Genomic DNA, 12840 nt, shown 5'->3' with positions numbered 1-12840 from the left:
TGCCGGTGGCGTACCCGTGCGATCAAGGGCGAAACGACGCGGTTCACCCGTCCGTGGGTGCGGGTGCCTGCTGGCGCAGCCGGACCGAGGTGATGGCGTGGTGCTCCACGCCGAGCACGTCGATCGTCCAGCCCGACACCGAGACGCGGTCGCCGGGTCGCTCGGGGATGCGGCCGAGCAGGACCAGCACCAGGCCCGCGATGGTGGCGTAGTCGCCTTCGGGGGCTTCCGGCAGCTCCACGCCCAGGTCGACCAGGTCGTGCACGGGGAAGGCGCCGGGCAGCACCAGTGAGCCGTCGGCGGTGCTGCGCACCGCCATCACGTCGCGGTCGGTCTCGTCGTAGATCTCGCCGACGATCTCCTCCAGCAGGTCTTCCAGGGTGACCATGCCCGCGACCGCGCCGTGCTCGTCCACCACCAGTGCCAGCTGCTCGCGCTCGGCCTTGAACCGCCGCAGCGCGTCGGAGACGCGCAGCGAGTCGGGGAACACCGTGGCGGGCCGCGCCACGTCCACCAGCAGCGCCGAGTCGTCGAGCAGGTCGCGCAGGTGCACCACGCCGATCACGTCGTCCAGGTGCCCGCCGCGGGCGACCGGGGCGCGGGAGTGGCCGGATTCGGCCAGTTCGGCCCGCGCGGCGGCCACGTCGGTCTCGGCGGCCAGGGTCATCACCGCCCGCCGGGGCACCAGCACCTCGCGCAGCCTGCGCTCGTGGATCTCCAGCGCGCCGTTGATGATCATGCGCTGCTCGGTGTTGAGGCCGCGCTGGGCGGAGACCAGTTCGCGCAGCTCCTCCGGTGACATCTGCTCGGACTCGGCTTCGGGTTTGCCGCCGAGCAGGCGCACCACCGCGTTGGTCGACGCGCTCAGCGTCCACACGGCGGGGCGGGAGATGGTCGAGAGCAGGTCCAGCGGGCGGGCCACCAGCAGCGCCCAGCGCAGGGAGTACTGCATGGCCAGCCGCTTGGGCGCCAGCTCGCCGAAGACCAGGGTCAGGAACGTCAGCACCACGGTCACCAGGGCCACCGCGACCGCGTCGGCCGCGCCGCCCAGGAAGGACAGCAGCGGCACCACCGGCCGGGCCAGCGCCACCGCGGCGGTCGCCGAGGCCAGGAACCCGGCCAGGGTGATGCCGATCTGGATGGTGGCCAGGAACCGGTTGGGGTCGCGGGCCAGCTTGACCAGCGTGCGGGCGCCCGCGCGGCCGTCGCGCTCCAGGGCGCGCAACTGTCCCTCGCGCAGCGAGATCAGCGCCATCTCGCTGCCCGAGAACACGGCGTTGAGCAGCACCAGCACCGCGACCAGCGCGAGGGTGAATCCGTACCCGTCCACATCCGCTCCCACCCGACCGAGTGGGCAAACGCTACAGCCGGAGCGCCGGTGGCCGCCCGTCGTGGACGCCGCACCCGGTCGGCTCCATGATCACGCTACTGTTCACCGCGGTGGCGTCGCGCTGCTCCCTGCCGGTGCCGCGCCGCGCCCCCGACCGATGAGGAGAAGACCGACAGCACTCCCCCTGTCCACCCTGCTGACACGAGGAGAACACCTTGTCCACACGCAAGACCGCGGCTGCCGCCGCGGCCGTGGCGGCGGCAGCCGCGCTGGTGACCGCCCCCAGCGCCCCGGCCGCCGACCACTCCTTCCTCGCCGACGGGCCCGCCCTGTTCGACGACTTCAACTACGCCGGGCACACCGACGCCAAGATCGCCCAGCGCGGCTGGACGGTGCGCTCGGGCAGCGGCGGGCCCGGCCTGCCCAACGCGCAGTGGGTGCCCTCGCAGGTGAGCTTCCCGACGGTGAACGGCAACAAGGTGCTGCGGCTGGAGTCGTCCACCAACGGCTCCGGCGCCAAGCAGACCGAGGTGTACCACCGGCGGAAGTTCTTCGAGGGCACCTACGCGGCGCGGGTGCAGTTCACCGACGCGCCGGTGCGCGGCGTGGACGGCGACCACGTGGTGGAGACCTTCTTCACCATCACGCCGCTGAACCGGCCCATGGACCCCGACTACGGCGAGATGGACTTCGAGTACCTGCCCAACGGCGGGTGGGGCGAGTCCTCCAGCACGCTGTTCGAGACCACCTGGGAGACCTACCAGCCCGACCCGTGGGTGGCCGACAACATCCACTCGGCGCAGCGGCGCGGTTTCGCGGGCTGGCACGACCTGGTGATCCAGGTGGCGGGTGGACGGGTGAAGTACTACGTGGACGGCGCGCTGGTGGCCGACCACGGCGACAAGTACTACCCGGAGACGCCGATGTCGATCAACTTCAACCTGTGGTTCATCGCGGACGGGTTGGTCGGCGGCTCGGGCGAGCGCGCCTACCAGCAGCAGGTCGACTGGGTCTACTTCGCCAGGAACCAGGTGCTCAGCCCGGCGGAGGTGCAGAGCAGGGTGGCGGGTTACCGCTCCTCGGGCGTCGACCACGTCGACACCGTCCCGGCGAGCTGATCGCGGAAACGGGGTTCCGGGCGCGTGCCGGAACCCCGTCGATCACCTATCGACATTCCGGGCGGGGAACTTGACGATCTCCGCCGACTCTCACCCATTCGGGCTAGGGATTACCCCTCGCGGAGGAGAGCACCGTCCGGTCCGATGATGCGGGTGCGCAGCAGTGCGCCCGCATCATCGCGCACGTACTCGACCCGTTCCCGCAACGTCCCGTTCGACTTGCGGCGCACCTCGGCCCGTGCTTGGCCGCAGGTGTCGGTCTCCAGCTCGGCGACCTCGACCAGCGCGCCGGAGGCGTCGAAGCGCAGCACCGACCGCACCGCTCCCCCGCTCACCGGGCGTGGCGCGGTCAGCACCTCGAACGCCGTGTCCCCGTAGCGCTCGCGGTGCCGCCGGGGCAGCTCCTCGTCCGGCCAGGCGCGGTCGAAGTACTGCACCAGCCGCACCCGGCCGTGCCGGGTGTGCTCGATGCTCGCCAGCGCCCCGCCCTCGTAGTGGCGCACGGCGTCCTCGGCCAACGGGGTCGCGCGGTGCGGCGTGCCCATGTCCAGCCTCCCACCCACCGGCGGAACACCGGTGTCGACATGGTCCCGACACACCCCCGCGCCCGCGCGCCGAACGCCGGGAACTCCCGCCGTCTCACCCGGCCGGGTGCGGCGGGCGGCTCACTTCCAGATGACCGGCGACTTGTCGTAGCCGTCGCCCTTGTCGTAGCTCGCGGCGGCGACCTTCGAGCCCTCGCGGGCCGCCTGGAGCACGCAGGTCTCGTACTTCGCGCCGGATCGGCGGCGTGCCCGACGACAGCCGGTGCGCGATGCCCGCGCGCACCGCCGGGTGGTCGTCCACGACCACCGCACCCACCCGCCCCTGCCCTCCATCCGCGTGTGCTCCCCGTACGCGCCGCACTCCACCTCGACCCGTCCTCCCGACAGCGCCGCCACCACCGGGCCGGTCAGCTCCCGCCGCACCTCGGTGGGGACCTCGACGGCCGCGCCGCTGATCGCCAGCGACACCGCGCCGCTCAGCCACGTCGACGCAGGCCGCGATCTCGTGCGCCAGCGGGGTCCGGCACGTCGTTCCCGGCGAAGCGCCTGCGCAGTCGGGTCGCGCCGAGCCTGTCCGCGAAGCTCAGCCGCCGGTCCCGCTGCCGGGCGACCTCGCGGCCTGCCGGGCGCTGCGGTGCAGCACGCGGGTGATCACCAGCACCGCGACCCGACCGCCGGACGCCTCCGGTGCGCCACCCTGCACGGCCGACCAGCGCAATGCCAACCGGCCGGTCGGAGCTCACCCCCAGATCGCCGCGGCCCACTCCGGGTGGTCGACGAAGGGGTTGCGGTTGCGCTGGTAGGTGTCGTAGATGACCTGGTTGCGGCGCTTCTCGAAGGCGTCCGGCGGGTCCTGGGCGTGCCACTGCAGCAGCACCGGGAGCTTGCCGTGGTAGGGGGCGGTGCCGTTGCCGACGCTGCTGTTGAGCTCCAGGTCCGGGAAGCCGTCGCCACCCTCGTACCGGACCGCCATGTAGAAGATCATCCGCGCGACGTCGCCCTTGACCGCGTCGCGCGGCTCCCACGAGTCGGCGTCGGTGTAGTTGCCGGGCGCCTCGGCCGCCGCCGAGCCGCCGTTGTCGAAGTCCTTGTTGCCCCGGTTGGCGTTGACCGACACGTCTTCCGGGCGCAGGTGGTGCAGGTCGGTGCCGGGACCGGTGGCGGTGCCGAAGTCGCCGTGGGACTTGGCCCAGACGTGCTCGCGGTTCCAGTCGTCGGCGCCGCCGCCGTTGGCCGTCTTGCTCTGCGACCGGCCGCTGTAGAGCAGGACGACGTTCGCGGGGTTGTTCGGGTCCTGGTCGGTGGACTTCAGCGCGTCCCACACCTGGTCGTAACTGAGCTTGGTGTGGGTGCGGATGATGGTGTGCAGGGACGACTTCAGCGCCTGCCCGCTGCGCCCGATGGCATCGCGGTAGTAGGTCGAGTCGTAGCCGCCCGACGGGGTGCTCGTCGTAGTGGTCGTGGTGGTGGTCGTCGTGGTCGGCGCGCTGTCCGCGAGCGCGAACGCGGTGGGCGAGGTCAGGCCGGGATGGGAGAAGTACGCGCCCAGCGGCCCGGTCACGTCGACGCGCTTGCCGAGCAGGCCGGGGTTGGAGCGCAGCCCCCACGACGCCCGGAAGGCCGAGGTGATCTGCACGTAGAGCATCTGGCCGGTGGCGGTCTGGCTCGGCGAGTCGGCCAGCGCCAGCGCGTAGTCGGACGGGAAGTTCGAGCGCACCACGGTGGAGGTCGCGGTGGGCTGGCCGACCACGTAGCCGCGCACGGTGGCCGAGGCCCCGTTCTGCTGCGCGATGGCCTGGGCGACGGTCAGCGGGGTCGCGCCCGACGCGGCGGTGGTGGGCAGCAGCAGGGCGGCGCTCAGGGCGGCGATGGCGGTCAACAGGGCGATCGGGTGCCAGGGTGTCAGCCGTCGGGTACGCACGATCAGGTGTCCTCTCCCGGATGCGGCGGCGCAGGGTGACCGCACACCGGGAGAATCGCACGCAGCTGCGCACTTTTGGATGAATGATCGGCAAACGTCCCCCGCAGCGGGGACAGATAGGTCCGACCTGGTCCGCCGCGGTGCTGCCGGACGACGGGTCCGGCAGCACCACGACCCGGATCAGCGCAGGGTGATCGCGTAGACCTCCACCCTCGGGTCGTCGGGCAGGGCGACCGACTGCACGGCCTTGCCCGCGTCCAGCGGCAGGTGGTGGGCGAACAACCGGACCGGCGGACCGTCCACGCCCTGGCCCGCCTTGATGCGGTGCGGCATCTCCAGCGCCACCTCGGCCCCCGTGTTGGCCCAGTCCCCGACGGTCATCGGCAGTTCGGCGGTGGTGCCGTCGGTGTAGCGGACGGACACCGCGGTGGCCACCGGGCCGTTGTGCGACGAGGCGACCACGTGCAGCGCGGCGTGCCGACCGGCGGGCAGCAGCACCGCCTGGCCCCGCGCTTCGACGAAGTTCGGCGCGGTGCCGTTCGGGTCGGGCGCGGCGTAGGTCACGCCGCCCCAGGTCACCTCGCCGGTGGGCAGCAGCGCGGCGTCGTAGCTCCACCCCGAGCCGTCGAAGTCGCCCTCGTCGGGGTTGGCGGCGGTGGCGGTGCCGTCGTGGTCGTACTCCGCGCCGAGGTCCACGGCGCAGAACCCGTCACGGCTGATCGCGCAACCGGCCGCCGCGCGCAGTTCCACCGCCGCCTTCGCGGTCACGGTGTTGGGACCGCGCACGGTCACGACGACCTCGTACCGCCCGGCCGGGGTGCCCGCCGGGATCTTCACCGGCAGCGCGACCTCCTGCTGCACCGGCAGCCGGTCGGACCTGATCCTCAGCGGCTTCGTGTCGACCTGCCAGCCCTGCGGCGCGGTGGCCGTCACCGACACCGGCAGCACGCCGGGCGACTGGCCCAGCACGTCCAGGGTGAAGTTCGCGGTCTGCCCGGTCGAGGAGGTCGGCAGGACGGCCGAGGCCGGGCGCAGCGCCGCGTCCACGTGCCTGCGGGAGTCGGGCTGGGCCCGGTTGACCGACGGCGGCTCCGCGCCCGGCTGGGTGCCCCAGTCCGACGGGCGCTCGCCCAGCCGGTGGGTCAGCCTGCCGCCGCGCTCCACGTCGTCCCAGTCCAGCCACGTCTTGCGCACGTCGCGCCCGTTGAGCGAGACCTGCTGCACGTACCGGTTGGCGTCGCTGGCCCCCGGCGCGGAGATGGTCAGCGTGCCGCGCCCGGTCCGCACGGTCGCCGAGGGGAACTGCGGGCTGGACAGCGCCAGGAAGTCGCCGCCGCTCATCGTCGGGTACAGGCCCAGCGAGGAGAACACGTACCACGCCGACATGGTGCCCAGGTCGTCGTTGCCGGTCATGCCGTCCGGGCCGGTGGTGAACAGGGTCATCGCCGCGCGGACCACGGTCGCGGTCTTCGCGGGCGCGCCGACCGACAGGTACACGTACGGCGCGAGCAGGTCGGGTTCGTTGTTGGGGTTGTAGGTCGGCTTGCCGTAGTAGTCGTAGGGCTGGGTGATCCAGTCGGTCCGCACGGTGCCCGCCGGATCGGTCAGCAGCTTGTCGTAGACGAAGAACTGGTCCAGCCGCTTCTCCACGGCGCGCTTGCCGCCCATGAGGTCCACCAGGCCGTTGGGGTCCTGCGGCACCAGCCACTGGTACTGGAACGCGCCGCCCTCGTGGAACTGGTGCGCGGCGTCGACCGGGTTGTACGGCGTGAGCCAGGTGCCGTCCGCGGTGCGCGGGCGGAAGTGGCCGGTGGCGGAGTCCCACAGGTTGCGGTACCACTGGCCGCGCGCGGCGAAGGTCCGCGCGTCGTCGTCGTGCCCGAGGCCCTTGGCCATCACCGCCAGCGACGCGTCGGCCGCCGCGTACTCCAGCGTCGCCGACGCCGGGTGCACGCAGTCGTTGTCGCCGCCCTTGTGCGCGCAGTCGGTGCCCAGGGTCAGGCCGGACGGGATGTAGCCGCGCTCCTGGTAGTGCGCCACGCCCGAGCGGCCGTTGTAGGGCGAGTCAGCGGGCGGGGTGCTGGTGGCGTTGCGCTTGAGCAGGTCGTACGCCTCCTGCTCGTGGCCCGCCAGCAGGCCGCGCGACCACGCCTCCACCAGGAACGGCGTCACCGGGTCGCCGGTCATGATGTTGGTCTCGCTGTTGGCCAGCGCCCACCTGGGCAGCCAGCCGCCGTCGCGGCCCGCGGCCACCACCGACAGCGCGACGTCCCGCGCCACCTCGGGTTCGAGCAGTTCCAGCAGCTGGTTCTGCGGCCGGTAGGTGTCCCACAGCGAGAGGTTCTGGTACGGCGTGAAGCCCTGCGCCACGTGGGTCTTCCCGTCGAACCCCGCGTAGCGGCCGTCCACGTCGCCCGCCAGGTTCGGGTGCAGCACCGAGTGGTAGAGCGCGGTGTAGAAGGCGGTGCGCCGCTCGACCGGACCGCCGCCGACCCGGATCGCGCCGAGCTGCTCGGCCCAGGTCTGCCGCAGCTTCGCGCGCGTGGCGTCGAAGTCGAACGAGTCGCCGGTCTCCGCGGCCAGGTTGCGCCGGGCGCCCTCGACCCCGGTGTAGGACAGGCCGACCTTGAGCACCACGTCGCGGTCGGTGGTGGCGTCGAAGCCCACCCACGCGCCGTTGCCGCCCTGCCCCGCCGCGTCGCGGGAGCCGGGCGCGGGGGTGCTGCCGCGCCACGTGCCGAAGCTGGTGAAGGGGCGGTCGAACTGGGCGGTGAAGTACACGGTGTGCTCGTCCTGGCCCGCGCAGAACCGCCCGGCGCGCACCCGGCCCTCGATGGTGCGCTCGCCCACCACGTGCACTTCGGAGTCCAGCACCTGCTGGTTGGCCTTACCGGTGTTGAACAGCACGTTGGCCGCGCCGGTGCTGGGGAAGGTGTAGCGCTGCCAGCCGGTGCGCGGCGTCGCGGTCAGCTCGGCGTTGATGCCGTACCGGCTCAGCCCCACCCGGTAGTAGCCGGGTTCGGCCTCTTCGTCGTCGTGGCTGAAGGTGGAGCGGTAGGCGTTGGGGTCGACGTTGTCCACGGGGCCGGTGGTGGGCATGACGGGCAGTTCGCCCATCACGCCGCAGCCGACGCCGGACAGGTGCGTCTGGCTGAAGCCGTGGATGGCGTTCTGCTGGTAGTCGTAGCCGCCTTGGCCACCGGTGTCGGGGCTGACCTGGACCATGCCGAACGGGGCGCTGGCGCCGGGGAAGGTGTTGCCGAAGTTCTGCGTGCCGACGAACGGGTTGACCAGGTCGACCGGGTCTTCGGCGGGCTGTGCGCCGGTCGGCGTCGCGGTGCCGACGACCAGCGCGGCGGCCAGCAGTGCGGCGCTGCTGCGTCTGCGGAGGGGCATGTGCAGGGCCTCTCTGTGTGACAACGTTGTCAGGCGACCGCGGTGTGCGGGCGTTCCGACTCTCGCGCACACCCCCCGCGGTCGTCCAGACCAAGCGGTCACTCTGTCCGCCGGACAGTCAGCGGTCCAGCAGCCTGCGCAGGGTGCTCCGCAGGTGCTCCAGGTCGTCGCGGCCGACGCGGTCGGCGATCTCGTCGTCCAGCCGCCGCAGCTCGGCCAGCGCCCGGCCGCGGCGGTCCTCCCCGGCCGCCGTGGCGCGCACGACCTTCTCCCGCTGGGAGCCCGGCGCCGGTTCCACCACGACCAGCCCGGCCGCGGCCAGTTCCTTGACCCGCGCGTGCACGTGCTGCCTGCTGACCCGCAGCTTGCGCGCCAGCTGCGCGGTGCTCACGCCCTCGCCGACGACGTGCGCCATGACCAGCCGCGCGCCCGCGCTGAGCACGGGCTCGCCCGGCTGGAGCACCCGTTCCGCGAGCCGGTCCCCGGCCCAGCGGACGCCCTCGCGCAGCAGTTCGGCGATCGTGGTCCGGGCTTGCTCCAGGTCATCGGCCATATCGTCAATCTAGTTGACGCCCTGCTAGGTTGACCGTCAACATTGTTGACGCTGTGGAGGTGCCGAATGGCTTCCCCCGACCGACCGCGCAGGACCGCGCTGACGAACGTGCGCGTCTTCGACGGCACGCGACTGCGCTCCCCCGGCACGGTCGTCCTCGACGGCGGACGGATCGGCGCCGACGCCTCGGGCGCGCACGTGGTCGACTGCGCGGGTTCGGTGCTGCTCCCCGGCCTGATCGACGCCCACGTGCACGTGATGGACGTGGGCGAGCTGGAATCGCTGAGCGATCACGGGATCACCACGGCGCTGGATATGGCCGCCTGGCCGCCGTCGCGCACCGACGCCCTGCGGGGCCTGCGCGGGCTGACCGACCTGCGCAGCGCGGGGATGCCCGCGCTGCCGCCGGGCGAGCACCCGCTGCTGGCGGCGTTCCCGCCGGAGGCGACGGTGACCGACCCCGAGGCGGCCCGCCGGTGGGTGGCCGACCGGGTGGCCGAGGGGTCCGACCACATCAAGCTCCTGGTCGAGCCGCCCACCCCCGGCGAGCCCGACCCCCTGGCCGTGCTGGCCGCGCTGGCGGCCGCCGCGCGGGAACTGGGCAGGCGCACCGTGGCCCACGCCGTGACCTCCGGCGCCGTGGACCTGGCGCTGCGGGCGGGCGTCGACGTGATCACCCACGTGCCGCTGGACGTGGCCGTGGACGGCACCACGGCCGCCCGGATGGCCGCCGAGGGCCGGGTGGCGATCCCCACGCTGGTCATGATGTCCGCGGTCGCCGAGCGGCGGGGCCTGTCCTACGACCCGGCGCGGGCGAGCGTCACCGCGCTGCACCGCGCGGGCGTGCCGGTGCTGGCGGGCAGCGACGCCAACACGACGCCCGGCGCGCCCGCCCCGATCCCGCACGGCGGGAGCATCCACCGGGAACTGGAACTGCTGGTGGCCGTCGGCCTGTCCACAGTGGATGCGCTGCGCGCGGCGACCACGTTGCCCGCGAAGCACTTCGGCCTCGACGATCGCGGCGTCGTCGAACCCGGCAAGCGGGCCGACCTCGTCCTCGTGGCGGGCGACCCGATCGCCGACATCACCGCGACCAGGGCGGTGGAGCGCGTCTGGTGCGCGGGCGTGGAACGCCCGGTGCCCCGGCTCTGAACGCCGGTCCGGCGGGGCTGCCGGTGCGGCGCACCGGCAGCCCCGCCGGCGCGCGTCACGGTGCCCAGGGGGCCGTGACCGCCCAGCTCACGTCCTGCGCGTAGGAAGCGGGGTTGTCATAGGCGTGCGCTCCCCCGTTGGTCGCCACCCACACCTCTTCCGAGTAGTGGCGGACGTTGCCGCCCAACTCGTTCACCGAGGCCAACCGCACCCCGCCCGCGCCGGGCTGGGCGCAGAAGGTCGCGTCCCGCCGGAACAGGTCGGTGTTCGCGTTGACGTCGAGGCGAATCCGGAACGCCGAGTGCCGCAGATAGGAGCCCGCCGCGTTGCGCGCCTCGAACGAGTAGCAGGACGGGTCGGCCAGCCCGCGCCGGACGACGAAGGTCGCGTCCGCCTTCAGCAGCGCCGCGCTGGAGGCGCCGACCACGTCCGTGCGCCCCAGCCCGTCCTGGTGGCGCAGGTACCGGTCGGTGAAGCCCGGCGTGGTCACCTGGAACGACCGCGCCTGGTCCAGCGGCAGGTCCGCACCGCTGCGCCACAGCGGCATCGTCACCGCCCACGTGGTGTCCGCGGCGAAGCTCGCCCCGGAGTCCCACGGGTTGGTGCCGCCCTGACGGGCGATGTAGACCTGCTCGCCGTAGTGGCGCACGAAGTGGCCGGGGAAGTTGCGCGACTCCAGCGCCGTGCCGCCCGCGCCCGCGCGGGCGCAGAACGTCGCGTCACCCGCGAAGGTCGCCGAGCCGTCGTTGGCGTCCAACCGCACCCGGTACCCGGAGTGGCGCAGGTAGGAACCGGGGAAGTTGCGCGACTCGAACGACAGGCAGGCCGCGTCGGACAGGCCGGGGCGCGCCCAGAACGTGCCGTCCTTGAGCGCCACATCGCCGCCGAGCACGTCGGTGCGTCCAAGACCACCCTGGTGGCGCAGGTGGCGGTCGGTGTAACCGGGAGTCGTCACGCGCAACGACACCGCCTCGCCGCGGAGCACCTCCGTGCCGCGCGCCATCGCCAACACCTGCTGGTTCACCGCGCGCACCCGCGACTCGGCCATCTTCAGCACCTGGCGGTCGTAGGTGTAGAAGCCGTTGACCTCGTTCTCCACGTCGTAGGGCTCGGTGTAGACCGACGCGGACAGGCCACGGGTGTGCACGAACCTGCCGACCTCCCTGGTGATCTCCACGTACCGGTTGGTCAGCGAGTTCTCGTCCGGGTACAGCTCGCCGTAGGCGAACCCGGCGCCGGGCTGGTACTCGTGGCCCGCGATCCGCCTGCCCAGTCCGCCGTACTCGCCCAGCACCGCCACCCGGTTGGCGTCGGGCAGCCGCGTGCCGCCGGACATCTGGTAGGCGTGGTCGTCGATGACGTCGCCGTTGCCCGGATCCGGGTCGGAGACGCAGCAGTTGGACCCCGAGTTGTGGTTGACCAGGCGGGTGTTGTCCAGCGAGCGCACCAGGTTCACGATGCGGCCCGCGTCGTACTCGCCCCAGCCCTCGTTGAACGGCACCCACTGCACGATGGACGTGATGCCCTTGAGCTGCTCGACGATCCGGCGCAGCTCGGCCTCGTAGTTGGCGTGGCCCGCGGCGGTCGTGTCGTCCACCGAGTCCAGCGACGGCATGTCCTGCCACACCAGCAGGCCCAGCCGGTCCGCGTGGTAGTACCAGCGCGCCGGTTCCACCTTGATGTGCTTGCGGACCATGTTGAAGCCCAGCGCCTTCTGCCGCTCCAGGTCCCAGCGCAGCGCCGCGTCGGTGGGCGCGGTGTAGCCGCCGTCGGGCCAGTAGCCCTGGTCCAGGGTGCCCAGCTGGAACACGAACTCGCCGTTGAGCAGCGGGCGCGTCACCCCGCCGACCACGGCCTTGCCCAGCGACCTCATGCCGAAGTAGCCGGTCACCACGTCGCCGCCGTTGGGCATCGTGACGCGCAGGTCGTACAGGAACGGGTCGTCGGGCGACCACAGCCTGGCGTTGGGCACGGGCACCCTCAGGTGCGCGCCGACCACGCCGGTCGCGGTGCCGACCACCGCGCCGCCGGAGAGCACCTCGGCGCGGACCTGCTGTCCCTCGGTGCCCCGCACCACCAGGTCGAGCACGCCCGCCGGAACGTCGGGGGTGGTGTCCAGGCGGGTGATGTGGTTGGCGCTGACCGGTTCCAGCCACACCGTCTGCCAGATGCCCGACGCGGGCGTGTACCAGATGCCACTGGGGTTGCGGCGCTGCTTGCCGACCGGGTAGCGCTGTCCGTCTACAGTAGACGCCACGCCGATGACGATCTCGTTGGTCCCGCTGCGCAGGGCGTTGGTGATGTCGAAGGAGAAGGCGTCGAAGCCACCGGTGTGCGCGCCCACGCCGGCGCCGTTGACCCACACCCTGGTCTCCCAGGTGACCGCGCCGAAGTTGAGCTTGACGCGACGGCCGCTCCAGTTCGCCGGGACGGTGAACGTGCGGCGGTAGAACATGTTGTCCTCGTGCCGCTTGATGCCCGACAGCGCCGACTCGACCGGGTAGGGCACCAGCACGCCCTCGGCCAGCGGCCTGCCGATCGGCGGGTTGTCGAGGTTCGCCGCGCCCGCGAACTCCCACACCCCGTTGAGGTTGAGCCAGTCCGGCCGCGCCAGCTGCGGGCGCGGGTACTCGGGCAGGGCGTTGGTCGGCGACACCTGGGCGGTCCACGGCGTGGTCAGCGGTGCCGGTTTGGGCTGCCAGGTGGCCGCCGACGCGCCGGGCGCGAGCGCCACGGCGCTTGCCGAGGCCAGCGCCAGCGCTGTTATCAGGGAACCGAGGGCTTTGCGCATGGTCACTCCGTTGTGAGCAGGGAAGGGTTGCGCG

Annotated in this window: 9 protein-coding genes and 1 pseudogene; 2 read left to right on the top strand and 8 right to left on the bottom strand. The window is 72.6% G+C overall.

Going from position 1 to position 12840, the window contains the following annotated elements:
• Positions 1-43 precede the first annotated feature (43 nt).
• Entirely contained in the window at positions 44-1330 is a 1287-nt protein-coding gene (locus JOF41_RS07860; protein ID WP_189226604.1) for a hemolysin family protein, read from the bottom strand.
• Between the two features lie 215 nt (positions 1331-1545).
• Between JOF41_RS07860 and JOF41_RS07855 the strand changes: the two genes are divergently transcribed.
• Positions 1546-2448: a glycoside hydrolase family 16 protein gene (locus JOF41_RS07855; RefSeq protein ID WP_189226603.1), complete on the top strand. Its 903-nt coding sequence runs from the start codon at positions 1546-1548 to the stop codon at positions 2446-2448.
• 110 nt (positions 2449-2558) lie between these two features.
• On the opposite strand, the gene JOF41_RS07850 is transcribed toward JOF41_RS07855, so the two are convergent.
• The 6 genes and pseudogenes from JOF41_RS07850 to JOF41_RS07830 form a co-directional block, all read right to left on the bottom strand.
• Entirely contained in the window at positions 2559-2993 is a 435-nt protein-coding gene (locus JOF41_RS07850; RefSeq protein WP_189226602.1) for a hypothetical protein, read from the bottom strand.
• A 120-nt stretch (positions 2994-3113) separates the two neighbouring features.
• Positions 3114-3461, bottom strand: coding sequence for a hypothetical protein (locus JOF41_RS36775; RefSeq protein ID WP_229796200.1), 348 nt, complete (start codon positions 3459-3461; stop codon positions 3114-3116).
• 271 nt (positions 3462-3732) lie between these two features.
• A complete protein-coding gene (locus JOF41_RS07840) occupies positions 3733-4515 on the bottom strand; it encodes an endonuclease I family protein (protein WP_372448521.1) in 783 nt (260 codons plus the stop codon).
• Positions 4504-4914, bottom strand: a pseudogene (locus JOF41_RS36770) (DUF6359 domain-containing protein); the annotation flags it as partial. The pseudogene JOF41_RS36770 and the gene JOF41_RS07840, both read right to left, overlap by 12 nt.
• 180 nt (positions 4915-5094) lie before the next feature.
• On the bottom strand, positions 5095-8310 hold the full coding sequence (locus tag JOF41_RS07835; RefSeq protein ID WP_209617385.1) for a GH92 family glycosyl hydrolase: 3216 nt from the start codon (positions 8308-8310) through the stop codon (positions 5095-5097).
• Between the two features lie 118 nt (positions 8311-8428).
• Positions 8429-8863 carry a MarR family winged helix-turn-helix transcriptional regulator gene (locus JOF41_RS07830; RefSeq protein ID WP_189226599.1) on the bottom strand — a complete coding sequence of 145 codons (435 nt, stop codon included), beginning with the start codon at positions 8861-8863 and terminating at the stop codon, positions 8429-8431.
• 66 nt (positions 8864-8929) lie between these two features.
• Here JOF41_RS07830 and JOF41_RS07825 point away from each other — a divergent pair, with 66 nt between their 5' ends.
• A complete protein-coding gene (locus JOF41_RS07825) occupies positions 8930-10015 on the top strand; it encodes an amidohydrolase family protein (RefSeq protein ID WP_209617383.1) in 1086 nt (361 codons plus the stop codon).
• Between the two features lie 55 nt (positions 10016-10070).
• Here JOF41_RS07825 and JOF41_RS07820 read toward each other — a convergent pair whose 3' ends face one another.
• Entirely contained in the window at positions 10071-12806 is a 2736-nt protein-coding gene (locus JOF41_RS07820; protein WP_209617381.1) for an AbfB domain-containing protein, read from the bottom strand.
• Between the last annotated feature and the right edge of the window lie 34 nt (positions 12807-12840).

The organism is Saccharothrix coeruleofusca (assembly GCF_017876325.1).
Classification (GTDB): Bacteria; Actinomycetota; Actinomycetes; order Mycobacteriales; family Pseudonocardiaceae; genus Actinosynnema; species Actinosynnema coeruleofuscum.
Note: the sequence above shows the minus strand (reverse complement) of the source record. Positions and strands in the feature narration are given on the sequence as shown.

Coding starts and splice junctions, on each gene's coding strand:
- JOF41_RS07850 (WP_189226602.1), bottom strand. CDS start 2,993: ATGGGCACGCCGCACCGCGCGACCCCGTTGGCCGAGGACGCCGTGCGC.
- JOF41_RS07835 (WP_209617385.1), bottom strand. CDS start 8,310: ATGCCCCTCCGCAGACGCAGCAGCGCCGCACTGCTGGCCGCCGCGCTG.
- JOF41_RS07830 (WP_189226599.1), bottom strand. CDS start 8,863: ATGGCCGATGACCTGGAGCAAGCCCGGACCACGATCGCCGAACTGCTG.
- JOF41_RS07825 (WP_209617383.1), top strand. CDS start 8,930: ATGGCTTCCCCCGACCGACCGCGCAGGACCGCGCTGACGAACGTGCGC.
- JOF41_RS07820 (WP_209617381.1), bottom strand. CDS start 12,806: ATGCGCAAAGCCCTCGGTTCCCTGATAACAGCGCTGGCGCTGGCCTCG.